At 72.2% G+C, this 22,180-nt stretch carries 18 protein-coding genes; 6 read left to right on the top strand and 12 right to left on the bottom strand.

From position 1 onward, the window contains the following. Window positions 1–143 precede the first annotated feature (143 nt). Window positions 144–1,181, top strand: a complete 1,038-nt coding sequence (locus tag MHY49_RS12960; protein WP_239204716.1) for a LacI family DNA-binding transcriptional regulator — start codon at window positions 144–146, stop codon at window positions 1,179–1,181. Here the strand turns inward: MHY49_RS12960 and MHY49_RS12955 are convergent. Further along, window positions 1,169–3,454, bottom strand: coding sequence for a family 78 glycoside hydrolase catalytic domain (locus MHY49_RS12955; RefSeq protein ID WP_239204714.1), 2,286 nt, complete (start codon window positions 3,452–3,454; stop codon window positions 1,169–1,171). The genes MHY49_RS12960 and MHY49_RS12955 overlap by 13 nt on opposite strands. A gap of 273 nt (window positions 3,455–3,727) precedes the next feature. Here MHY49_RS12955 and MHY49_RS12950 point away from each other — a divergent pair, with 273 nt between their 5' ends. Continuing rightward, a complete protein-coding gene (locus tag MHY49_RS12950; protein WP_239204712.1) occupies window positions 3,728–4,771 on the top strand; it encodes a LacI family DNA-binding transcriptional regulator in 1,044 nt (347 codons plus the stop codon). A gap of 94 nt (window positions 4,772–4,865) precedes the next feature. Continuing rightward, window positions 4,866–5,438: a hypothetical protein gene (locus tag MHY49_RS12945; protein WP_239204710.1), complete on the top strand. Its 573-nt coding sequence runs from the start codon at window positions 4,866–4,868 to the stop codon at window positions 5,436–5,438. 7 nt (window positions 5,439–5,445) lie between these two features. On the opposite strand, the gene MHY49_RS12940 is transcribed toward MHY49_RS12945, so the two are convergent. The 5 genes from MHY49_RS12940 to MHY49_RS12920 all read right to left on the bottom strand — a co-directional run bounded on the left by MHY49_RS12940 (window position 5,446) and on the right by MHY49_RS12920 (window position 13,216). After that, window positions 5,446–7,101, bottom strand: coding sequence for a rhamnulokinase family protein (locus MHY49_RS12940; protein ID WP_239204708.1), 1,656 nt, complete (start codon window positions 7,099–7,101; stop codon window positions 5,446–5,448). Then, window positions 7,098–9,140, bottom strand: coding sequence for a bifunctional aldolase/short-chain dehydrogenase (locus tag MHY49_RS12935; protein WP_239204706.1), 2,043 nt, complete (start codon window positions 9,138–9,140; stop codon window positions 7,098–7,100). Before MHY49_RS12935 ends, MHY49_RS12940 begins: the two co-directional genes overlap by 4 nt. 58 nt (window positions 9,141–9,198) lie before the next feature. Beyond that, a complete protein-coding gene (gene rhaI / locus MHY49_RS12930) occupies window positions 9,199–10,377 on the bottom strand; it encodes an L-rhamnose isomerase (protein ID WP_239204704.1) in 1,179 nt (392 codons plus the stop codon). A 102-nt stretch (window positions 10,378–10,479) separates the two neighbouring features. After that, complete coding sequence (locus tag MHY49_RS12925) at window positions 10,480–11,832, bottom strand: MFS transporter (protein ID WP_239204702.1); 1,353 nt, start codon at window positions 11,830–11,832, stop codon at window positions 10,480–10,482. A 43-nt stretch (window positions 11,833–11,875) separates the two neighbouring features. Further along, on the bottom strand, window positions 11,876–13,216 hold the full coding sequence (locus MHY49_RS12920; RefSeq protein ID WP_200501653.1) for an MFS transporter: 1,341 nt from the start codon (window positions 13,214–13,216) through the stop codon (window positions 11,876–11,878). Window positions 13,217–13,413: 197 nt separating this feature from the next. Here MHY49_RS12920 and MHY49_RS12915 point away from each other — a divergent pair, with 197 nt between their 5' ends. Both MHY49_RS12915 and MHY49_RS12910 read left to right on the top strand, forming a co-directional pair. Further along, the gene (locus MHY49_RS12915) at window positions 13,414–14,400 is read left to right on the top strand and encodes a dienelactone hydrolase family protein (RefSeq protein WP_239204700.1); all 987 of its coding nucleotides are present in this window, start codon (window positions 13,414–13,416) and stop codon (window positions 14,398–14,400) included. Window positions 14,401–14,601: 201 nt separating this feature from the next. Next, window positions 14,602–15,576 carry an alpha/beta hydrolase gene (locus MHY49_RS12910; protein ID WP_239204698.1) on the top strand — a complete coding sequence of 325 codons (975 nt, stop codon included), beginning with the start codon at window positions 14,602–14,604 and terminating at the stop codon, window positions 15,574–15,576. A gap of 42 nt (window positions 15,577–15,618) precedes the next feature. Here MHY49_RS12910 and MHY49_RS12905 read toward each other — a convergent pair whose 3' ends face one another. The 4 genes from MHY49_RS12905 to MHY49_RS12890 are packed head-to-tail and all read right to left on the bottom strand — an operon-like array spanning window position 15,619 to window position 19,447. Next, window positions 15,619–16,254, bottom strand: coding sequence for a hypothetical protein (locus tag MHY49_RS12905; protein WP_239204696.1), 636 nt, complete (start codon window positions 16,252–16,254; stop codon window positions 15,619–15,621). Next, window positions 16,251–17,186, bottom strand: a complete 936-nt coding sequence (locus MHY49_RS12900; RefSeq protein ID WP_239204694.1) for a carbohydrate ABC transporter permease — start codon at window positions 17,184–17,186, stop codon at window positions 16,251–16,253. The genes MHY49_RS12905 and MHY49_RS12900 overlap by 4 nt, the downstream gene beginning before the upstream one ends. Then, a complete protein-coding gene (locus MHY49_RS12895; RefSeq protein WP_239204692.1) occupies window positions 17,176–18,132 on the bottom strand; it encodes a carbohydrate ABC transporter permease in 957 nt (318 codons plus the stop codon). Before MHY49_RS12895 ends, MHY49_RS12900 begins: the two co-directional genes overlap by 11 nt. 10 nt (window positions 18,133–18,142) lie before the next feature. Next, window positions 18,143–19,447, bottom strand: coding sequence for an extracellular solute-binding protein (locus MHY49_RS12890; RefSeq protein ID WP_239204690.1), 1,305 nt, complete (start codon window positions 19,445–19,447; stop codon window positions 18,143–18,145). A gap of 288 nt (window positions 19,448–19,735) precedes the next feature. Here MHY49_RS12890 and MHY49_RS12885 point away from each other — a divergent pair, with 288 nt between their 5' ends. Further along, window positions 19,736–20,587 carry a sugar phosphate isomerase/epimerase family protein gene (locus MHY49_RS12885; protein ID WP_239204688.1) on the top strand — a complete coding sequence of 284 codons (852 nt, stop codon included), beginning with the start codon at window positions 19,736–19,738 and terminating at the stop codon, window positions 20,585–20,587. On the opposite strand, the gene MHY49_RS12880 is transcribed toward MHY49_RS12885, so the two are convergent. After that, window positions 20,499–21,926 (bottom strand): APC family permease, encoded by a 1,428-nt coding sequence (locus MHY49_RS12880; protein WP_239204686.1) that lies wholly within the window; start codon window positions 21,924–21,926, stop codon window positions 20,499–20,501. The genes MHY49_RS12885 and MHY49_RS12880 overlap by 89 nt on opposite strands. Then, a partial coding sequence (locus MHY49_RS12875) for a hypothetical protein (RefSeq protein WP_239204684.1) occupies window positions 21,919–22,180 on the bottom strand: 262 nt, incomplete at its 5' end. The genes MHY49_RS12880 and MHY49_RS12875, both read right to left, overlap by 8 nt.

Below are 22,180 nucleotides of genomic sequence, written 5' to 3'. Positions count from 1 at the left end.
TTGCAACGCGGGGCTCGAACGACTATATAGTGACCGTGCGCCCACCGCCCTCGAAACGGTTGCACGGTGATGCCGCCGCCTCGACGTCGAGGCCGCGACGCTTCGAGGGGGCACGAGAGCGGGCGAGCACGAAGGGGGAGCCGATGGTCGCGACGCTGCGGGAGGTCGCCGCGCGGGCGCAGGTCTCGGTCGCGACCGCCTCGCGCGCCTTCCAGCGCCCCGACATGGTGGGAGCGGCGACCCGCACGCGGATCCTCGAGGCCGCCCAGGAGCTCGGCTACGTCGCGAACTCCACCGCTCGCGCCCTGGTCACGGGCAGGCGCGACGTGGTGGGGGTGGTCGTCCCCGACCTGCTGAACCCCTTCTACCCGGCGGTGCTCAAGGGGGCGCGGGCACGCGCCCGCGCGCGCGGCGTGCAGCTGCTGCTGGCCGACGCCGAGGAGGAGCCCGAGGGCGAGCTGCCGCTCGTGCGGACGCTCGCCCAGCAGGTCGACGGGATCGTGCTGTGCTCGAGCCGCATGGACGAGGCGAGCCTGCGCGAGGCCGCGGGCCTCACCCGCCTCGCCCTGGTCAACCGCACCGATCCGGGCCTCCCGGGGGTGCTCGCGGATCCCGAGCCCGGGGTGGGCGAGGCCGTGCGGCACCTCGCGGAGCTCGGGCACACGCGCATCGGCTACGTGGGCGGCCCCGAGGCGAGCCGCTCGGACGCCGATCGGCGTCGGGCGATCGCACTGGCCTGCGGAGCAGGCATGGAGCAGGTGGACCTGGGGCGCTTCCCGCCGACGGCCGACGGCGGGGCGCAGGCCGCCGAGGCCGTGCTCGCCTCGGGCGTGGGCGCGGTGCTCGTCTACAACGACGTGATGGCGCTCGGGCTCGTCGATCACCTGCGCAGCCGGGGCATCGACGTCCCGGGCGCGCTCAGCGTGATCGGCTGGGACGACATCGAGTTCGCGGGCATGCTCGCGCCCGGGCTGACCACCGTGCGCGTGCCGCGCGCCGAGATCGGCGAGGCCGCGATCGACGCACTGCTCGACCGCGGCGCGGACGACGACGCGGCGCCGCTGCACCGCCTCCTGCCCACCGAGCTCGTGCTGCGCGGGACGACTGCGCCGCCTGCGCCGCCCGAGCGGGGCGCAGCGCCCCCGCCGGCGACGTCCGCCGCGCCGTCTCAGAACGCGTGAGAGCCGCCCACGACCTCCTCGACCCGGCCGTCGGGCAGGACGATCTGGGCGAGGATCCCCTCGGGGATCGTGACCTCGAGCCGGAACCCCTCGTCGGCCGCCTCGGTGCTCCAGAAGACCTCGATGCGGCCGACCGGTGAGTCCAGCGCTCCGCGCGCCCAGTCCAGGCCCGGTCCGGGCGTCGGCTGGATGCGGATCCGGCGGTAGCCGGGCTCCGCGGCGCGGATGCCGAGGACGACCTGGTAGATCCAGTCGGCGACCGCGCCCAGCGCGTAGTGGTTGAAGCTCGTCATCTCGCCGGGGTTGATGGAGCCGTCGGGGAGCATCGAGTCCCAGCGCTCCCAGATCGTCGTCGCGCCCATCGAGACGGGGTAGAGCCACGAGGGGCACTCCTCCTCGAGCAGCAGGCGGTAGGCGTCCTCGACGTGCCCCGTCTCCGAGAGCGCCCAGGTGACGAAGGGGGTTCCGGCGAAGCCGGTGGAGACGCGGTAGCCGGCCTCGCGCACGACCTCCGCCAGGCGCTCGCCGGCCTTCTGACGGGTCTGCGGCGCCAGCAGGTCGAAGGAGATCGCGAGCGCGTAGACGGTCGCGCAGTCCGAGGTGATCGTGCCGTCCTCGTGGACATAGGCATCGGTGAACGCGGTGAGGACGCGATCGGCGAGGTCCTGCCAGGAGGCGGCATCGTCCTCGCGGCCGATGAGGTGGGCGGCGCGGCTCGCGAATCGCGCGGAGCGCACCAGGCACGCCGTCGCGACCACGCCCTTGTCGGCCTTGGCGTCGGCAGGGGCGTGCGGTGAGGCATCCGGATCCAGCCAGTCGCCGAACTGGAAGCCCGTGTCCCACAGCCCGCTCGGGGAGAGGGCCTTCTCGACGCTGCGCAGATGCAGCACCATCCCCGGGTACTCCTCGCGCAGGCGCTCGAGGTCGCCGTAGGCGTTCCAGAGGGCCTCGGGCACCCAGACCGCGGCATCGCCCCAGATCGCGGTCGCCCCGGCCCATCCGGCGGCCTCGACCTCGGGGTCGTGGTGGGCGAGCTTGAGCAGGTCGGGGATCACGAACGGGACCCAGCCGTCGGGGTTCGCCGCGGTCTCCGCGGCGAGGTCCAGCAGCCAGGCGTGCAGGAAGTCCGCGACATCGAACTGGAAGGCGGCGGTCGCGGCGAAGGCGGCGATGTCGCCGGTCCAGCCCAGGCGCTCGTCGCGCTGCGGGCAGTCCGTAGGGACCGCGAGGAAGTTGCCGCGCTGCGACCAGACGGAGTTGCTCACCAGCTGGTTCACCCCCGGATGGGAGCTCTCGAACCAGCCGGTGCGGGTGATGTCGGAGCCGACGACGACGGCCTCGATGGCGTCCTCGGAGAGCTCGCCGGGCCATCCGGTGACCTCCGCGTAGCGGAAGCCGTGGAAGGTGAGGGTGGGCTCGAAGAACTCGCCGTCGGGATCCCCTGCCAGGACGATGCGGTCGGTCGCCTCGGCGCCGCGCAGGGGCCGGGTGCCGAGCTCCTCGTGCTCGAGGACCTCCGCATGGCGCAGCGTGATCTCGGTGCCGGCGGGGCCGGTGACCGAGAAGCGGAGGAAGCCCACGAGGTTCTGCCCGAAGTCCAGCAGGGTCCGGCCCGACGGCGAGGTCCAGATGCGCTGCGGCGCGAGGGTCTCGTGGCGGATGATCAGCGGCGAGGTCTGCGGGATGAGGGTCGCGCGGTCGATCTCGACGACCCGCACCGGCTCGGGGGTCGACGGGGCGACGCGGCGGTCCTCGCGCTGGCCCTGGTAGATGTTCGCGAGCTCGATGCCCGTCAGGCGCGAGGTCCAGGACGCGTCGGTGCGCAGGTACTGGACCGTGCCGTCGGCGAAGACGACCTCGAGGACCGCGAGCAGGGCGAGGTCGTCCCCGTAGTTCGCGTGGGCGTTCTCGAAGCCCAGGTCGCCGCGCCACCAGCCGCCCGCGAGGGTCACCTCCAGGCGCAGCGCCGGCGCGTCCGGGTCCTCGATGGGGGCCTGGTGGACGAGGTCCGTGACATCGAAGGCGGGCACCTGGAGGCGCCGCTCGTAGACCGTCCATCCCGGGTTGAGCAGGGCGTCCGTCACGGGGAGCCCGTTCAGCGTGGCCTCGAAGACGCCGTGGGAGGTCGCATGGAGGGTGGCGCGGGTGACTTGATCGGCGTCCTGCGCGAGGGCCAGGGCGCCGCTCAGGACCGGCAAGCGGCCGGTGTCCACGGGCGCGGTGATCGCGAGCGAGTCCGCGAGGAGATCTGCGGGGGAGGGGGCGGAGGACATGAGGGCTGCTCCTGCGGAGGACGACGGTGTCGGGGCCGCGGCGTGCCCGGCGCGGTGCCGTGCGGGACGCGGTGCGGTGTCAGTCCACCACGGTTGATGAAACGTTGCAAGAGTGGTGCGGCATGTGGGTCGATGGGCGAATGCCATCGGGCGTGCAGGCGGGACCGGGGTGTGCCCGCGGGCGGGACCGCGTTCGGCTGCGTGGGCGGGTCCGCAGGCCTCTTCGCCGGGATCCCGCCGGTCATGGGCGCGTCGTGGGGTAGCGTCGGCCCCGTGGGGAACTCGCGACCGGTCGGCATGAAGGACGTGGCCCGTGCGGCCGGGGTGTCCGTGGGCACCGTCTCGAACGTGCTGAACCGTCCCGACATCGTCTCCGCGGACCGTCGGGCCCGCGTCGAGCAGGCCATCGCCGACCTCGGCTACGTGCGCAACGACGCCGCGCGCCTGCTGAAGATGGGGCGCTCGCGGACCGTCGGCGCGATCGTCCTGGACTCGACGAACCCCTTCTACGCCGACCTCGTGCACGGCATGGAGGCCGCCGCCGAGGACTCCGGGCTCGCCGTGATCGTGGGCAGCTCGGGCAACAGCGCCGAGCGCGAGAAGCTCTACCTCTCCCTCTTCGAGGAGCAGCGCGTGCGCGGCATCCTCCTCGCCTCCGCGGGCACCGACCGCGAGCTGGTCCGCTCGATCGTCGACCGCGGCACCCCCGTGGTGATGGTCGAGGACGAGGGGGAACGAGGCTCGGGCGGACGCGCGGGCGGGGGCGCCGGCGGCTCGACCGTCTCCGTGGACGACGTCGAGGGAGGACGCCTGGCCGTCGCCCACCTCGTCGAGGGCGGTGCGCGGCGCCCCGCCATGGTCTTCGCCCGCGGGGACCTCCATCAGGTCTCCGCCCGCATCGAGGGCGCGGAGGCCGCCGCCGCGGAGGCCGGGCTCGAGCTCGAGCTCATCGAGGCCGACGACCTCAGCGTCCTCGCCGGGCGCGCCGCCGGCTCCGAGATCGCCGAGCGCTCACCTGGGGACCGGCCCGACGGTGTGTTCTGCGTGAACGACCTCGTGGCCGTCGGCATGATGCAGGCCTTCGCCTACGAGGCAGGGATCGCCGTGCCCGATGAGATCGCGATGGTCGGCTACGACGACATCGCCTTCGCCCGCAGCACCGTGGTCCCGCTGACCTCCATCGCCCAGCCCTCCGAGCTCATGGGCCGCACGGCCCTGGCCCTGCTCGAGGAGAAGATCAGCGCCGGGGCCGACGCCGTGGACCGGCACGTGCGCTTCAGCCCGGAGCTGGTGCGGCGCGGGTCCTCGCGCGGATGAGCCCGGTCCCGGCCGCATCTCGATGACGGTTGTCATGGGCCGGGAGTGACAGGGAACGGATCCGGCGCGCCCGCCGGATCGGCAGGATCGACCCATGACCACCGAACGACGCGTCTTCGCCGGCCTCACCGTCTTCATGGGACTCATGACGACCGCCTGGTCCTCCAACGCCCTGGAGACGCTCCCCGTCATCGCCGTCGTCGGCATGGTGCTCGGAGGGCTCGCCGTCATCATGGGCGCGGTCGCCCTGGTGCGCGGCCGACGGGATCGGCGGAGCGGGGGCGGCCGACCCCGGTCCGCGCGGCGCGACAGGGAGCGCGGAGGGCTCGTCTCCGGCCGGGCGGCCGGGATCTTCGCCGGCATCGAGGTGCTCGTGATCCCGCTCGTCTGCGTGCTGCTGGGCAGAACAGGGCACGGCGCCCTGGTCGTGCCGGCGGTCGCCTTCATCGTCGCGGCGCACTTCGCCCTGTTCCGCCTGGTCCAGGCCCACATGCTGCACGTCGCCGCCGCGCTGGTCGGCTGCCTGGGGGCGGGTGCGGCGATCGTGCTCGTCCTGCGCGGGGATCTCGACCCGGCCGCCGGACGCGCCCTCGCCGGTCTCACCCTCGCCGCCTGCACGGCCGCCTACGCGTCGGTGTTCGCCCGTCAGGCGTGGCGGAGGGCCTGAGCGGTCCTCACCGAGCGCTCGATGCCGAGGTCCCTCCGTGCGCGAACACCTCCAGCTCCACGCTCGCGCGGACCAGCTCGCGGATCGAGCCGGGGCGGTGGGGGATCGCGCCGAGGGCGCGGGCCTGCAGCGTGAGGTTCCCCAGTGCGGTCGCCTCCATCGGCCCCGCGACGACCTCGATGCCCAGGGCGTCCGCGGTCAGCTGGTTGAGCAGGCGGTTCCGGCTGCCGCCGCCCACCACGTGCAGTCGCTCCGGCAGCGGGCGGCGCGCCAGACGGCATGCCGCGTGCAGTTCGTCCCGGTAGGTCTCGGCGAGGGATTCGAGGATGCAGCGCACCAGCTGGGCCGGGGTGCGCGGGCGCTCCTCGTCGCCGCCGATCACGCGGGCGGCATCGGCCACGCGGTCGGCCATCCGGCCCGGGGCGAGGAAGCACGGGTCCGTCGGGTCGATCCGGAACCTGTCGCCGGGGACCGCTGCCGCGGCGGCGAGCAGGTCGTCGAGGTCGATGCGCGCCCCGGACTCCTCCCACTGCGCGATCGACTCGCTGACCAGCCACATCCCCGCCACGTTCTTGAGGAAGCGGAACGTGGAGTCGACGCCGCGCTCGTTCGTGAAACCGGCCCCGCGGGCCGCCTCGGTGAGGACGGGCGACTCGAGCTCGAGGCCGATCAGCGACCAGGTGCCGGACGAGATGAAGGCGACGGGGTCGTCCTCCGCGGCGGGGACGGCGAGCACCGCCGAGGCCGTGTCATGGGAGCCGACGGCGATCACCGGCACCTCACCGATGCCCAGCTCGCGCGCGAGGTCGCTGCGGACCGTGCCGACGCGCTCACCGGGCCGGACGAGCGGCGCGAACTGCTCCTTCGTGACGCCCGCGGCCCCCAGCAGCTCGGGGGACCAGGCGTTCTCACCTGCCGCGAGCATCCCGGTCGTCGAGGCATTCGTGAGCTCCGTGCGGCGCTCGCCGGTGAGCAGGAAGGAGAGCAGGTCCGGGACCAGCAGCGCCTGCGTGCCGTCGGGGGCATTCGCGAGGCGATCGTCGACGGCGAGCTGGTAGAGGGTGTTGAAGGGCTGCTGGGCGATGCCGGTCAGCGCGAACTGCCGCCCGACGTCGACGCGGCGGGCGACGCTCTCCGCGGCGCTGTCGGTGCGATCGTCGCGGTAGGCGATCACCTCGCCGATCCGCTCGCCGTCGGGGCCGACGAGGGCGTAGTCGACGGCCCACGAGTCCACGCCGATCGAGGCGATGCCGTCCGCGCCGAGGTCCCGTGCGAGACGCTCGGCGGCCGTGAGCCCCTGCCGCACCTGCTCCCACAGGGCATCGATGTCCCAGCTCAGATGACCATCGCGTCGTTCGAGGCGGTTCTCGAAGCGGTGCGCGGCGTGCAGGTCGAGGCGGCCGGTCTGGTCGTCGTTGTCGTTGTCGTCGTCGCCGCGGCCGCAGTCGCCGCGGCCGCCGTCGTCGGTCGCGGCGGAGGGCGACGGGTGCAGAAGACCGACCATCACGCGTCCCGAGGTCGCGCCCAGGTCGATCGCGGCCACGGCGAGAGGCCGATCGTCGGCCCGCGGGCGCGCCCCGTCCGCCCCTTCTGCCCGCAGTCGCGCCCCGTCGGCCCCGTCCGCCTGCGGGCGCGACCCGTCGGCCGCCGGTCCCGGGCTCATCGCAGGAACGCGGCCGCGACCCCCGCGTCGACGGGGATGTGCAGACCGGTGGTGTGGGAGAGGTCGCCCGCGGTCAGCGCGAACACGGCGTTCGCGACGTTCGCGGGGAGCACCTCGCGCTTGAGCAGGGTGCGCTGGGCGTAGAACTCGCCCAGCTCCTCCTCCTTGACCCCGTAGACCTTCGCGCGGCTCGCACCCCAGCCGCCCGCGAAGATGCCGGAGCCGCGCACGACCCCGTCGGGGTTGATGCCGTTGACGCGGATCTGGTGGCCGCCGAGCTCGGCGGCGAGCAGGCGCACCTGGTGGGCCTGATCGGCCTTGGTCGCCGAGTAGGCGATGTTGTTGGGCCCCGCGAACACGGAGTTCTTCGAGGAGATGTAGATGATGTCCCCGCCCATCGCCTGGTCGATCATCACCCGGGCCGCCTCGCGGGAGACCAGGAAGCTGCCGCGCGCCATCACGTCGTGCTGGAGGTCCCAGTCCTTCGCCGTCGTCTCGAGCAGCGGCTTGGAGAGGGAGAGCCCGGCGTTGTTGACGATCAGGTCGATGCCGCCGAAGGGGAGCACCGCATCGGCCACCATCTGCACCACGGACGCCTCGTCCGAGACGTCGGCCCGCAGGGCCACGGCGCGGTCCGGTCCGCCGAGCTCCTCGGCGACCGCCTGGGCGTTCTCCAGGTTCAGGTCGGCGATGACCACGCACGCGCCCTCGGCGACGAGCCGCTCGGCGGTCGCCTTCCCGATCCCGGATCCGGCGCCGGTCACGAGCGCGACGCGGGTCGCGAGCGGCTTGGGCTTCGGGCGGCGCTGGAGCTTCGCCTCCTCGAGCGTCCAGTACTCGATGCGGAACTTCTCCGCCTCGTCGATCGGCGCGTAGGTCGAGACGGACTCGGCGCCGCGCATCACCCGGATCGCGTTGACGTAGAACTCGCCGGCCACCCGCGCGGTCTGCGCGTCGGCCCCGAAGGAGAACATGCCCACCCCCGGGACCAGCACGATCGCCGGATCCGCGCCGCGCATGGCGGGGGAGTCCGGCGAGGCGTGGCGCGCGTAGTAGGCGGCGTAGTCCTCGCGGTAGGCCTCGTGCAGCTCGCGCAGGCGCGCCACCTGCTCCTCGGTCGAGGCGTCCGACGGCAGGTCGAGGACCAGCGGCTTGACCTTCGTGCGCAGGAAATGATCGGGGCACGACGTGCCGAGCTCGGCGAGGGCCGCGAGCTTCTCCCCGGCCAGGAGCTCGTGGACGTCCTCGGTGTCGGTCCAGTGCCCGATCATCGGCGCATCGGTCGAGGCGAGCCCGCGGATCACCGGGAGCAGCGCCGAGGCCTTCGCGCGGCGCTCGTCCTCGGGCAGCGCCTCGCGGGACGCATCGTGCGCGCCGAAGGGATCGGCGGCGCCGTGGGCGTCGAGATATGACTGGGCTTCGCGGATGATCCGCTCGGAGCGCTGCTGGGCCTCCTGCGAGGTCTCGCCCCAGGCGGTGATGCCGTGGCCACCCAGGATGCAGCCGATGGCCTGGGGGTTCGCCTCCTTGATGGCCGCGATGTCGAGGCCCAGCTGGAAGCCGGGCCGACGCCACGGCACCCACACCACGTCGTCGCCGAAGATCTCGCGGGTCAGGCGCTCGCCGTCCGCAGCGGTCGCGATCGCGATGCCCGCGTCGGGGTGGAGGTGGTCCACGTGCGCGGCGTCGACGAGGGCGTGCATCGCGGTGTCGATGCTGGGTGCGGCGCCGCCCTTCCCGAACAGGCAGTGGTCGAAGGCCGCGACCATCTCGTCCTCGCGCTCCACGCCCGGGTAGACGTCGCGCAGCGCGCGCACGCGGTCCAGGCGCAGCACCGCGAGGCCCTTCTCCTGCAGGGTGCCGAGGTCGCCGCCGGAGCCCTTGACCCACAGCAGGTCGACGTCCTGACCGGTCACGGGGTCGGTGTCGGTGCCCTTGGCCGACGTGTTGCCGCCGGCGAAGTTCGTGGTGCGCGGGTCCGCGCCCAGCTGGTGGGAGCGCTCCAGGAGCGCGTCGATGGTCTCGCGGGCAGTGGTCATGAAGTTTCTCCTGTCGAGGATGCGGAGGGGAGACGGGGTCCGGCCGACGGGCGAGGGGTCAGGCGCCCCAGCCCATCTGGTCGCCGCCCACGCGCTCGGCGGCGACCTTCTCCTCGTAGCCGCTCGCGCGGAACGCCGCGAAGGGATCGGCCGGCAGACCGTGCTCCTCGCGGAAGGCCTCGAGCGCCGGGCGGACGTCGGTCCAGAAGGCGTCCATGAGGATGCCGCTCGCCTCGAGCACGTCGTTGCGGCGCTGGGCGTCGGCGAGGGCCTCGCGGTCCACGAGCAGCGCCTTGGCCAGGGCCTCCTGCACGTTCATCACGGAGCGGATCTGGCCCTGGATCTTCGACTCCAGGTTGTGGCACTGGTCGAGCATGAAGTTCACGCCCGACTCCGGCCGGTGGGCGCCCTGCTGCACGATCTCGAAGAGGATCCGCACCAGCTGGAAGGGATCGGCGGCCCCCACGATGAGGTCGTCGTCCGCGTAGTTGCGGGAGTTGAAGTCGAAGGCGCCCAGGCGCTGCTGGCGCAGCAGCTGGGCCACGATGAACTCGATGTTGGTGCCGGGCGCGTGATGGCCGGTGTCGAGCACCACCATCGCCTTCTCGCCGAGGGCGAGGCAGTGCAGCAGGCTCGTGCCCCAGTCCGGGACGTCCGTGTGGTAGAACGCCGGCTCGAAGAACTTGTACTCGAGCACGAGGCGCTCGTCGTCCGCGAGGCCGCCGTAGACCTCCTGCAGGGACTCGGCGAGGCGGTCCTGGCGCTCCCGGATCGAGTCCTGGCCGGCGTAGTTCGTGCCGTCGGCCAGCCAGATCTTCAGCTCCTTCGAACCGGTCGCCCGCATGACGTCGATGCACTCGAGGTGGTGGTCGATCGCCTGGCGGCGCACGGCCTTGTCGCCGTGGGTGAGGGAGCCGAACTTATAGGTGTCGTCCTGGAAGGTGTTGGAGTTGATCATGCCGACGGTGACGCCCTGCTCACGGGCGTAGTCGGCCAGTGCCCCGAAGTCCTCGACCCGATCCCACGGGTAGTGCAGCGAGACCCGCGGGGCGGCGCCGGTGAAGGCGTGCGTCTGGGCGGCGTCGGCGATCTTCTCGTACGGGTCGCGCGGGGTGCCGGGCGTCGTGAACACCTTGAAGCGGGTGCCGGAGTTCCCGTAGCCCCAGCTGGGCACCTCGATCGAGAAGTCGGCGAGGTCGCGGGCGATCGGGTCGGGGAGGGCGGTCAGCTGCGTCATGGGGCGGTCTCCTTCGCGGGTGGAGCGGTAGAGCGGGGTGAACGGGAGGATCGAGCGGGTGGGTTGGGATCGTGGGTCGGGACGACGGAAGTGGAGCGGCGGTCAGGGCGGTCCGGGGCGGGCCCCGGCGGACGGTCCTGCGGGAGCATCGGCGCGGAGCCCCTGCTCCATCAGCTCCTCCTGCGCCTCGCCGAGGTCCTTCGCCTCGACGTCGAAGAGGTTCGCGCGGCGGGATCGGAACACGAGATGGCCGACGACCACGCCGATCAGCACCACCGCGGCGATCCCCGCGTAGAAGGCGCGAGGGTTCGCGTACAGCAGGGACGGGGTGAGGATGCCGGCGACGGCCGCGATCACGCGGGCCACGGCGATCGTGGTGCCCTGCGCGCTCGAGCGCATGAGCGTGGGGAAGGACTCCTGGGACCAGACCTTCATGATGGCCTCGAAGGCGAAGCCGCCGCCGAAGCCGTTGACGATCTGCATGATGATCCAGACCGGCAGGGAGAAGCCCAGCACGGCGGGCAGCAGGTAGGAGACCACCAGCGCCACGGCGCCCACGAGGAACCAGGTCATGCGGTGCGGCGTGTCCACGATCCGCATGAACAGGAACGCCCAGAGGAACCCGGCGGGGAACAGCACCAGGCTGATCAGGGAGTTCAGCTGCACCGAGACGCCCACGACGTTCACCGCGATCCAGGTGCCGAACTGGCCGCCCGTGTTCGCGCCGATGTTGGTGAGCAAGTAGAACACCAGGATCGCGGCGAAGGGCACGAGATAGAGGCGCTCGGTCAGCAGGTCCTCCAGGCCGGTGCGCTGGGCGCGGACGGTGTCGGCCCCGGCGAGGCGCTCGGCGTGGGCGTCCTGCCACGAGCGGGACTCCGGGATCGTCAGCCGCAGCGCGAGGACCACGAGCGCGATCACCCCGATCATGGCGAACATGATCTGCCCGCCCAGGTGGCCCATTCCTCCCACCACGGCGGAGGTGGCCGTCGTCCCCAGGATGCCCGCGGTCCACAGGACCTGGGAGAAGCCGAGCAGTTTCCCGCGGTTCGCGTCGGTCGCGGCCTCGGAGATCGTGGCGAGCGAGACCGGCAGGTCGGCGCCGGTGCCGAGTCCCACGAGCACCGTGCCCAGCAGCAGGCTGGTGAAGGTGCCCGCGAGGACGAGGAGCACGGCCCCGAGGACCACCATCGCCATCGTCGCGATGAAGACGTGGCGTCGGCCGAGCCGGTCGCCCAGTCGCCCGCCCGTGATCGCGCCGATCGCGATGCAGAAGGTGAGCAGCCCGGAGAGGATCCCCACCTGGCCGTTCGTCAGGCCGATCGCCTGCTGGTAGATCACCAGGGCGATCCCGGAGCTCACGATCGCGGCGGCGTCGATGTAGGAGGCCATGCCGCAGACGATCGCGACGTGCCACGGATGGGGAGCGCGGGCGGACACGGCGTCTGTGGTCATGACCGGGCTCCTGGGATCGGGCGGAGGTCGTCGTGGTGCATGGTCAGCGCCCCTCGTCGTCGGTCCGGGGGCGTCCCGCCTCGGCATCGAGCAGTCCGGCCGAGACGACCTCGCCGTACCGCTCGATCTCGATCTCGCGCAGCTCCTTGCCCTGGGTGCGCGGGGCGAAGATCGTGCCGATCAGCGTCGAGGCGAGCAGGAAGGCGATGAGGATCAGGCCGTCGATGAGCAGACCGTTCGCGCCCATCAGGATCACGGGGAAGACCAGCGAGATGATGCCCGAGGCGACGCGGACGGTGAAGAAGACCAGTCCCTGGGCCCCGGCGCGGTACGGCGTCGCGAACAGCTCGGGGGACCACACCGAGTAGAAGGCCTGGGCCGACGGGCCGGAGGAGAGCCCCCACAGGATCGCGTAGCCGAAGGCGGTGGCCGCCGCGGTGGACGGGCCGAAGACGAGGACGACCCACGAGACCACGGCCATCGCCCCGCCGACGAGGAAGAACCAGCGGTAGGACACCTTGTCGACGAAGACCATGAACACGATCGTGCCGATGATGACGAACGCCCAGGTGAGCATCGAGAAGAGGTCCGAGGCGAGCGTCCCGAAGCCCATCGACGACAGGATCGTGGGCAGGAAGATCCCGTTCTGGCTCGCCGCCTGGTTCCAGAAGGTGTAGATCGCCACCAGGAACAGCAGCGCCGTGATGTTGGCCTTGCGGCTGAACAGGCCGCGCAGGGAGGTCCAGATCGACGGGGCCTTGGCCTGCTGTCCGCCCTTGGACTTCTGCCACGCCTCGGATTCGTAGAGGCCCTGCCGGATGTACCAGGTGACCAGGGCGATCACCACGAGGTGCGCGAAGATGATCCGGCTGCCCACCAGGCCCAGGGGCGAGAGCAGGGCGGCGAGGCCGAAGCCGATGAACGGGCCGACGGACCATGCCAGCTGGGTGGCGCCGATGTGGCGCCCGCGCTGATGCGTCGGCGCGGACTCCGCGATGTACGTCCAGCCTGCGGGCACCGATGCGCCCACCGCGAGGCCGATGACGATGAAGCCGACGAAGAGCATCGGCAGGTTCATCGCGAACGTCGCGATCAGACCGCCGACCGCGTACAGCAGCAGGTCGTAGGTGTAGATGAACTTGCGGCCGTACTTGTCGCAGAGCGGACCGCCGATGAGCGCGCCGACGGCGGCGCCGAAGGCGTTCGAGCTGAAGGCGGCGAGCAGCCCGGCGATGCGTCCGCTGTCGTCGGGGAAGTAGGCGGCGCCCCAGAACCCCAGGGACGTGGCGATCGCGATGATCGAGCCGGAATCGATGTAGTTGGACATCGAGACGGCCGCGGTCGCCTTCCAGCCGGTCAGTGGCTTGGGTCGGCCGATGGGCATGAGCGCTGACTCCTTCGTCGTGCTGCGGGGCCGGTCGAGGGGTGCGGTCCGCGGCGCGATCTCCGTGCTGCGGGCGGGGCCGTGGTGGGCCGGCGATGCACACCGTAGATCTGAAACGATTCATTCGTCAAGCGGATGCGGCCGCGCTGCCCCGAGCGGCGCCCGGGGCCGGTCTGTGGCGGGAAGATGGAGTCGTGATGACGCAGACCGACCAGGCGCCGCCCCCGGATCCGCGCGAGGCCGCGCGCGCCCGTCTTCGCGCCCTGCTCGGATGCGATGGCCCCGGCGCGCTCGCCCCCGCCGCGCACCTCGTCGGCCCCGCGTCGCCGGTCCCGGGCCCGGGCCCCGACGCCGGCCCGGAGGCGCCGGCACCCGGCGAACCCGCGGCCGTGCAGGTGGCGCCCGAGGGCAGGGACCCGTTCCCCGCTCTCCTGAAGCGCCCCGCCCCCGGGCGCGCGAGCGGAGCGGCCGTCGTGCTCGTCCCGGGGCACGGGGCGGGGATGCGCGCGCTCGTCGGCGACGGCGACGCGTACCACGGGGCGATCGCCCGGCGTCTCGTCGACCGGGGCGTCGCCGTGCTCGTGCCGGAGATGATCTCCTTCGGACAGCGGCGCACGCCGCCCGCGCCGGGCGCCGCCCCGTACGGCCCTGCCGAGAGCAGCTGCGCGGTCGACGCCGCCCGGTATCTCCTGCACGGCAGTCCCGTGCTCGGCGCACGGGTCGCGGACGCCTCGGCCGCGGTCTCGGCGCTGCGATCGCGGGCCGATGTCGACGCGGAGCGGGTCGGGGTCGTCGGCGGCTCCGGCGGAGGCGCCGTCGCTCTGCTCCTCGCAGCGCTCGACACCCGACTTCGCGCGGCCCTGGTCGCGAACTTCTTCTCGTCCTTCGCCGCGAGCATCGCCGCGCGCCCCCACTGCCCGTGCAATGTCGTACCGGGGCTGCTGCCCGCGTTCGAGATGGCCGAGATCGCCGCGCTCGTCGCGCCACGGTCCCTGGTCCTCGAAGCGGGGGAGGCGGACCCGCTGTTCCCGATCGCCGCCGCCCGGGCCTCGTTCGCGCGGCTCGAGGCGGATCGGGAGGGTGCCCGCGACGTCGGCCGCGGAGCCCGGCTCGTGGTCACCGATGCAGGTCACCGCCTCGTGGGGGAGGAGTCCGTCGACCTCCTGATGGACGCGCTGGGCTGATCCGCGCACGGTCCGCCGCCTCGCCGTCGACCCCGGGCGGAGTCCTCGATGTGAAAGGATCGGAGCTCCTCCTGGGTTCGCAGCGGTGCCCGTCCGTCGGCCTGCGCGAGCGCTTCCCCCCGACCGATCGGAGCACTGATGCCCGCCGACCTACCGTCCGAGACCCCCTCCCCGTCGCCCACGCAGCCTCCTCACGGAGAGATGGCACGGCGCATGCGCGACCTCGGCGACGCGGCCGGTTGGGAGGAGGTGGACGAGGAGGTCCGTGAGGCGTGGGACGCCCCCTACGGCGAGGCGGAGGATTGGGCGGTCGGGACGCTCGATCGCGAGGTCCCGGGACCGCACGGTCCCGTGCCGGTGCGCGTGTACACCCCGGAGGGGCCGTCGTTCTCGGCGCGCCCGCTGCTGGTGTGGTGCCACGGCGGCTCCTTCATGCACGGCGACCTCGAGATGCCCGAGGCCGATCAGGTCGCGCGCGGCGTCGCCGGCAGGGCCGACGCCGTCGTGGTGTCCGTCGACTACCGCCTGTGCGACGAGCCCCCGGAGATGGGCGGGAATGCCGCCCGCAGCGTCGGCGGATCGCGGGGCGGGGTGCACGCCCCGATCCCCGGCGACGACGTGTGCGCCGTTGTGCACTGGGCCCGCGAGAGCGCCGACGAGCTGGGCGCCGACCCGCTGAGGATCGCCCTGGGCGGAGCGAGCGCGGGAGGGAACCTCGCGGCGGCCACGACCCTGCGCCTCACCGAGGAGGGCATCCCGCTCGCCGCCTCCCTGCTCATGTACCCCGTCGCCCATGCCTCGCTCCCGGAGCCCACGGCCGAGGAGGAGGCGGCGCTCTCCGTCACCCCGCCCGTGCTGCGCTTCCCGCCGGAGACGATGCAGATCATGCGCACGGCCTACGTGGGCGGGGACCCCGAGGAGGCCGGCGCCACCGTGTTCCCCGCCTTCGCCTCCGCCGAGCGCCTCGCGGCCCTGCCCCGCACGTTCATCGAGTCCGACGAGTTCGACGACCTGCGGGTCAGCTCCCGCGCCTACGCCGACCAGCTCGCGCAGGCCGACGTCGACGTCGAGCACGTGGTGCGCCGCGGCGTGAGCCACGGGCACCTGAACCGTGTGGGCCTGCGCGAGGCGGGGGAGTCGATGGACCGGATGGCCCAGATTATGCGGGAGCTGTGAGCCGGGCGTGATCCCGGGGTCGGAACGGACCCTGAGACCACCTCAGCTCGTGCGGCGTGCGCGGGCTGGCGTCCGCGGCTCTCGAGCGTCCGCACCCCACGCTCCCCACAGGGCCCCGACGACCAGAGGCGGGACCGAGAAACCGCACGCGATCGTGAGCGGCGCCAGCAGCCAGAGCGGAGACAGGGCGATGACCGCCGCGGGGGCCAGCGCCGCGCGCAGGGGACGGGAGACGCACAGCCCCATCGCCTCGCGCGCGACCTCGAACCAGCTCACCGTCCCGGACTCGGCCGCCACCCGGACGTAGGCGGAGATCCACGCGATCGTCGCCCAGGCGGGCGGGATCAGGATCCCCGCCACGAACACCCGGGACGGGCTGGGAAGGGATGCGACGAACAGCGCGTCGAAGCCGATCGCGAGGATCACCAGCACGGTGAGCACCGATGTCGGGGCGTCCCGCCGCAGGGTGCCGAGGGCGCGGGAGAGCGTCGATCGGAAGGCGACGTCGGGCTGCTCACGCAGGCGGCTCGTCGTGCGCGTCGCCGCCGCCAGCGCCGGCACCAGGCCGATCACGGTGAGCGCACCGAGCAGCGCCGCCCAGTTCGTCGCGATCAGCGCGCCCGGGACCACGAAGAACCGCAGCAGTCCCCGGGCCTCGTCCGCCGGTTCCGACGTCACTTGATCCCCGAGGAGGCGAAGCCCTGCACGAAGTACCGCTGGAAGATCAGGAACAGCACGATCATCGGCACCGCGGCGAGCGTCGTCCCCGCCATCAGCAGGTGCCAGTCCGTCGATGCCTCCTGCCTGAAGGAGGCGATGCCGACCTGGATGACGCGCAGGTCGTCGGAGGTCGTCACCAGCAGCGGCCACAGGAAGTTGTTCCAGCCGGCCTCGAAGCTCAGCAGGGCCACGGTCAGCAGCCCGGGCCGGATCAGCGGGGTGATGATCCGCGTGAAGATCCCGAACTCGCTCACCCCGTCCAGCCGCGCGGCCTCGATGAGCTCCGAGGGCGTGGAGACGTAGAACTGGCGGAAGAGGAACACCATGAACGGTGAGACGGCGCCGGGGACGATGAGCGCCCACCAGGTGTCGATCCAGCCGGTACCGCCCACGCCCATGAGGGTGTTCCCGCCGAACAGCGGCATGTGGCGCACCATGAGGAAGACCGGGATCACCGTCGCGTAGAACGGGATCATGATGCACGCGACCATCCAGCCGAACACAGCCGGCGCGAGCCGGAACCTCAGCTTGGCCAGGGCGTACCCGCAAGCGGACGCGAAGACCACGTTGAGCGCCGCGGCCGCGGTCGCGAGGATCAGGCTGTTGCGCGCATAGGTCGCGAACGGCGCCCGGCCCAGCGCCTCGCTGTAGTTCTCGAGCCGCAGATCCTTCGGGATCAGCGGCATCGGCACCTGGGCGAGCTCCGTGGGATCGCGGATCGAGGAGATCGCCATCCACAGAAAGGGCGCGGCCATGATCACCGAGGCGACGATGAGGAACGCCAGGACCAGCGCGTTCGAGGTGCGCTTGCGCCGTCGCAGGCTGTGGTCCCGTGCGGGCGTCGCGGACGGGGCGGTGCCGGTGATGCTCGGGGCGTGGTCAGTCGTCATCGGTGCCTCCGACGATGCGGCGGGACAGGAACGCGAGCACCACCAGGATCAGCAGCAGGATCACCGACTGGGCGTTGGCGAGCCCCACGCGGAACTCCTGGAACGCCGTCTGGTAGATGCGATAGGTGACCACGGAGGTCGAGTTCGCGGGACCGCCCTCGGTGAGGATGTAGATGAGGTCGAAGGTCTGGAAGTTCGAGATCAGCGAGGTGACCAGGATGAAGAAGGTCGCCGGCTTCAGCATCGGCACGGTGATGCGGAAGAACTTCTGCACGAAGTTCGCGCCGTCCAGGTCCGCCGCCTCGTACATCTGCTCGTCGACGCCCTGCAGCGCCGCCAGGTAGATGAGCAACTTCAGCCCGATGCCCTGCCAGATCGTCACCAGGATGACGCTGCCCAGCGCCAGGTCGGGATTGGTGAGGAAGGGCAGCGGCTTGATCCCCACGAGCCCCAGCACCACGTTCATCAGGCCGCTCTGCGACGGGCTGTAGATCCACAGCCAGATCATCGCGACGGCCACGGTGGCCGTGATGTGGGGCAGGAAGATCATCACCCGGAACACGCCGCGGCCCGGCAGGGCCCGGTTGAGCATCGTGGCGAACACGAGCGCGAGGAACATCGAGATGGGGATCCCGACGGCCGCGATGATCACGTTGTGCAGCACGGAGAGCCAGAACAGGCCATCGGTGAAGATCGTCGCGTAGTTCTCGAGCCCGGAGAACTCCGGGGCGTGGATGATGTCGTAGGCGGTGAAGCTGAGGACGATCGCGACGACGATCGGCGCACCGATCCAGATCAGCGTGTGCAGGGTCGCCGGGGCCGCGAGCAGCAGCCCCCAGCGCTTCTCGGCGGTGCGCACGGAGCGGCGTCGCCGCGGCTCGGGAGCAGGGGGACCCGCGGCGGCGGCCGTGAGACCCGTGGACGTGGTGGGGGCGGTGGTCGTCATGGTCCGGTCCTCAGATCCTGCTGATCGCGCCGTCGCACAGCTTCTTCATGTCGGCCAGGGTCTGGTCGACCGAGGCCCTGCCGGTCAGGCAGGTCTCGACGATGCCGTCGAGATTGCTCCTGACCTCCATGTAGGCGGCGGAGCCGCCCTCGGTCGCCCCCGCGTAGGGGAGGTTCTCGAGGCCGAAGGTCATCAGCAGATTGCTGCGGATGCCCTCGGTCTCGGGGATGTCGGGCGTGGGCGGCACCTTGCCGGTCGCGGCGCTCGCCTTCCCGAGGATGTCGGGGTCGAGCATGTGCTTCATGAAGGCCGCCGCGGCGTCCTTGTTCTTCGACAGGCTCGAGATCGAGATGAAGGTGCCGCCCTGGAACATGACCGGGTCGGCGTCGACGCCGCTGGGCAGCAGGAACGTCCCCACGGCGCCCTTCTCGCACAGGTCGGGCGTCATCGTCTGCCAGGTGGGCCAGTTCCCGGTCGAGACCAGCGACATGGCGGCCGTCTTCTGCTGGAAGGGCGAGGGCTGCCCCTCCGCGGCCTGGATCGAGTAGTCGATCGCGCCGGTGTCCATGCAGTCGAGCATCCACTGCAGGGCGAGCCGCCCGGGCTCCTCTTGCAGCCGGGGCGCCAGCCCGTCGTCGCTGAACATGGTGCCGCCGAAGGCGTAGAGGAGGAACACGAAGGCCTGCCGTGCGCTGCCGGCGCTGCCGGAGAGGAAGTCCAGGCCCACCACGCCGTCCCCCGTGAGCTCCGCGGCCGCCTGGGCGAGCTCGTCGAGGGACTCGGGCGCGGAGTCGATGCCCCTCTTCTCGAGCAGCTCGGGATGGAAGCCGATGAAGCGCAGGTCCAGGGCCTGCGGGAGGGAGTAGTACCGGCCGTCGTAGCGGGTGGACACGAGCACGCTCTCGTCGTACCCGAGGCTCTCGATGAAGTCGGCGGGGATCTCGGCGAAGATGCCCTTCTCGGCGAAGGGCTGGGTCCAGCCGACACCGGTCATGATCACGTCGGCGATGATGCCGCCGGCGATGCCGGTGGAGATCTTCTCGTTGAGCTTGTTCCAGTCGACCTGGTCGACGGAGACGTCGACGCCGGTCCGCTTCGTGAAGGGGGCGATGACGTCGTCGTCGAGCGCGGCGCGGTCATCGCCCACGAAATCCGGGGTGAGCAGGGCGATCGACCCGGAGAGGTCGGCGTCGGCGACGTCGATGTCGAGGGGCGCGGAGGGATCCATCGCCCCACCGGATCCGCAGGCGGCGCCGCCGACGGCGACGGCACCGGCGCCGGAGGCGGCGAGCAGGGTGCGGCGGGTGAGGGACATGCGGCTCCTCGCTGTGCGACGGGCGCGTCCTCGCGCCGTCCGGGCTGTCGTGCGGCCTGCGGGGCGGCATCGCGCCCGCCCGCTCCGGTGCGGGGTCGGCGCTCGATGCGTGCAAGTGCACTGATGCCGCACGAGTGTGATCACGCTCACCTGAGCTGGAAAGCGGTTGCACGGTGTTGTCGTCGGCGGAGCGCAGGATGCTCCGGATGTCGCCGAGACGCTGGCCGTGAGGGTTGAAACGTGTCAGGATCCATGCATCCCGGCACGCACGATCGACGAGGAGTCCCCGTGCCCCACGGAGTCATCGCAGACATCTCCCAGCAGTCCGCGGCCCTGCGCGCCGGGGCCGATCACCTCGAGCCGACCGTCGTCGGCGGGCTCGTCGTCGAGGCCTCTCCCGGTGAGTGGCGCGCCGCGCAGGTCGCTCCCGTGGAGCCCATCGGCTCGTGCGCCGTGCTGGTGCCCTCGACCCTGCGGGTCTCCGATCCCTCGGTGCCGCTCGTGGTGATCTGCGCGTACCTCACCACGGCGCTCGACGCCGTCGCGGCGATCGCCCGCCCCGGCGCGAAGGTGGTGCTGGGCAGCGGCGCCGCCCGGACGATCGGGGCCGACGTGCCGCGCGAGGACGGCGAGGCCCGCTTCGCGGAGGTCCTTCGCCTCGCGCGGGAGCTCGCGGAGCAGAGGGACCTCGAGATCATCCTCGAGCCCCTCCGCCGGGAGGAGACCGACCTGATCCACACGATCGCCGAGGCCGCCCGCTTCCTCGACGCCCACGGCCTCGAGCGCATGCGCGTCGTCGCCGACCTCTTCCACGTCCAGCACGAGCGCGAGTCACTGGGCGCGGTCGAGGCCCACGCCTCCCGGGTCGGCCACATCCACGTCGCCGACAGCGGCCGCACCCCGCCGGGGCGGGGCGACTGGCCGATCGCCGCCTTCCTCGACGCCCTGCGCCGCGGAGGCTGCACGGCCGACGTGACGATCGAGTGCTCGTGGGACGAGCTCTCCGAGGAGCTGCCGGCCGCGCTCGCCGTGGTGCGCGCGGCCGATCCCCTCAGTCTCGCTTCGCCTCCCGCAGGGTCCCCGCGAGAGGGCCGACCATCTCGTCGAACGCCCGCTCGGGGTCCGTCGGTCGCGGGGTGAGGGCGAACAGGACCGCGCCCAGCACCACCCAGGCGGCGAGGATCAGGTACTCCTGCGGCCATTGCAGGGACATCTCCACGCCCGGCACGGGCACCAGGGTGAAGACGATGACGAGCACGGCGCCGAGGGCGCCGACGGCCGGGAGGAACGTGGGCCGGGCCCGGTAGGTGCGGTCCAGTCCCGGGTAGACGCGCGGCAGACGGTACTTCGCGAGCACCACGAGGAACCACACGACGCCCAGGAACACGCCGCCGGCGTCGAGGAACCAGATGATCGCGCCCGGACCCAGCAGGCCGAGCGCCACGGTGACCACGAGGATGAACAGCAGCGCCCGGCGCGGCACGCCCGAGCGCTCGTCGACCTTCGCGAGGCCGTGGGGGAGCAGGCGCGAGCGGGCGAGCGCGAGCACCACGCGGCTGGAGGCGACGAACAGCCCCAGGAAGCTCGTGATCAGCCCCAGCACGGCGATGAGGAAGGCGCCGAGCCCCAGCAGCGGCAGCCCGGCCGCGGTGAAGGCGTCGATCGTCCCGAGGTCCATGCCGGCGACGTCCTCCCACGGGACCACGTACGCCGTCGCGAGCAGCACCGCGGTGTAGAACGCGGCGGCGCAGCCGACCGTGGCGACGACCGCGCGGCCGACCCGACGCGGGGACAGGCTCGACTCCTCGGCGAGCACGGCCACCAGGGAGAAGCCGACCACGTAGGTGATGCCGGGGACCACCATCCGCAGGGTCGAGGCGACCGGCGGCTGCTCCGAGGTCCACATCGGCCACAGGTTGGCGGGGGACCCGACCACCAGGGCGCCGATCACGAGCGCCGCGCCGATCAGCAGCATCGCCCCGAACAGCACCACCTGGATCTGCGCGCCGAGCGAGACCCCGAACCAGTTGAGCCCGAAGATCACCAGGGTCAGGGCGAGACCGGCGGCGAGCACGGGCAGCGTCACGGGAGCGCCGCCGACCGAGTACAGGGGGATCGCGTCCATCGCCGGGATGTACTTCGCCAGCAGCGTCCCGAACGCGGTGACGTAGAAGGCGAGGGAGGAGATGTAGGCGCCGATGTGGAACCAGCCGGTCGCGAAGCCCGCCGAGCGTCCGAGCGACGTGTATCCCCACACGACCTCGCCGCCCGCGCGGGGGACGGCGCTGGTCATCTCGCCGTAGGCGAGGGCCACGCAGGCGGCGAGGGCCGCGCCGATCAGCAGGCCGATGATCATGCCGCCCGCACCGAGGTCCGCGAAGAACGAGGAGGAGGTGTAGATCCAGCTGGAGCCGACGACCCCGGCGACGCCGAGGGCGATCAGCGAGGGCAGGCCGAGGGACTTCTTCAGTTCAGCCAAGGTGGCCTCCGGGGGAGTCGGGGACGAGGTCCGGGTCCGGGTCGGGCGCGGGGCGCGGGTCGGGGACGACGAGTCCGGCCATGCTACGAGTGCTCAGGGTCCGACGAGCCCGCAGGACGTACTGTGCGATCACCACGACCCGCAGGAGCCGCGCGCAGCGCGCCGTCGGCCCGCGTCGTCCCGCCGCAGGAAGGACCGCCATGACCCAGAGCACCACCTCCGACCCCCAGAACACGCCCTCCGACCCCCGGAAC

The sequence above is a fragment of the Brachybacterium sp. ACRRE genome (assembly GCF_022346485.1).
Taxonomy (GTDB): domain Bacteria; phylum Actinomycetota; class Actinomycetes; order Actinomycetales; family Dermabacteraceae; genus Brachybacterium; species Brachybacterium halotolerans.
Note: the sequence above shows the minus strand (reverse complement) of the source record. Positions and strands in the feature narration are given on the sequence as shown.

What these genes read in the sequence shown, in the direction of transcription:
- MHY49_RS12960 (WP_239204716.1), top strand. Translation starts at nt 144, where the DNA reads ATGGTCGCGACGCTGCGGGAGGTCGCCGCGCGGGCGCAGGTCTCGGTC.
- MHY49_RS12955 (WP_239204714.1), bottom strand. Translation starts at nt 3,454, where the DNA reads ATGTCCTCCGCCCCCTCCCCCGCAGATCTCCTCGCGGACTCGCTCGCG.
- MHY49_RS12945 (WP_239204710.1), top strand. Translation starts at nt 4,866, where the DNA reads ATGACCACCGAACGACGCGTCTTCGCCGGCCTCACCGTCTTCATGGGA.
- MHY49_RS12940 (WP_239204708.1), bottom strand. Translation starts at nt 7,101, where the DNA reads ATGAGCCCGGGACCGGCGGCCGACGGGTCGCGCCCGCAGGCGGACGGG.
- MHY49_RS12935 (WP_239204706.1), bottom strand. Translation starts at nt 9,140, where the DNA reads ATGACCACTGCCCGCGAGACCATCGACGCGCTCCTGGAGCGCTCCCAC.
- rhaI (WP_239204704.1), bottom strand. Translation starts at nt 10,377, where the DNA reads ATGACGCAGCTGACCGCCCTCCCCGACCCGATCGCCCGCGACCTCGCC.
- MHY49_RS12925 (WP_239204702.1), bottom strand. Translation starts at nt 11,832, where the DNA reads ATGACCACAGACGCCGTGTCCGCCCGCGCTCCCCATCCGTGGCACGTC.
- MHY49_RS12920 (WP_200501653.1), bottom strand. Translation starts at nt 13,216, where the DNA reads ATGCCCATCGGCCGACCCAAGCCACTGACCGGCTGGAAGGCGACCGCG.
- MHY49_RS12915 (WP_239204700.1), top strand. Translation starts at nt 13,414, where the DNA reads ATGACGCAGACCGACCAGGCGCCGCCCCCGGATCCGCGCGAGGCCGCG.
- MHY49_RS12910 (WP_239204698.1), top strand. Translation starts at nt 14,602, where the DNA reads ATGGCACGGCGCATGCGCGACCTCGGCGACGCGGCCGGTTGGGAGGAG.
- MHY49_RS12900 (WP_239204694.1), bottom strand. Translation starts at nt 17,186, where the DNA reads ATGACGACTGACCACGCCCCGAGCATCACCGGCACCGCCCCGTCCGCG.
- MHY49_RS12895 (WP_239204692.1), bottom strand. Translation starts at nt 18,132, where the DNA reads ATGACGACCACCGCCCCCACCACGTCCACGGGTCTCACGGCCGCCGCC.
- MHY49_RS12890 (WP_239204690.1), bottom strand. Translation starts at nt 19,447, where the DNA reads ATGTCCCTCACCCGCCGCACCCTGCTCGCCGCCTCCGGCGCCGGTGCC.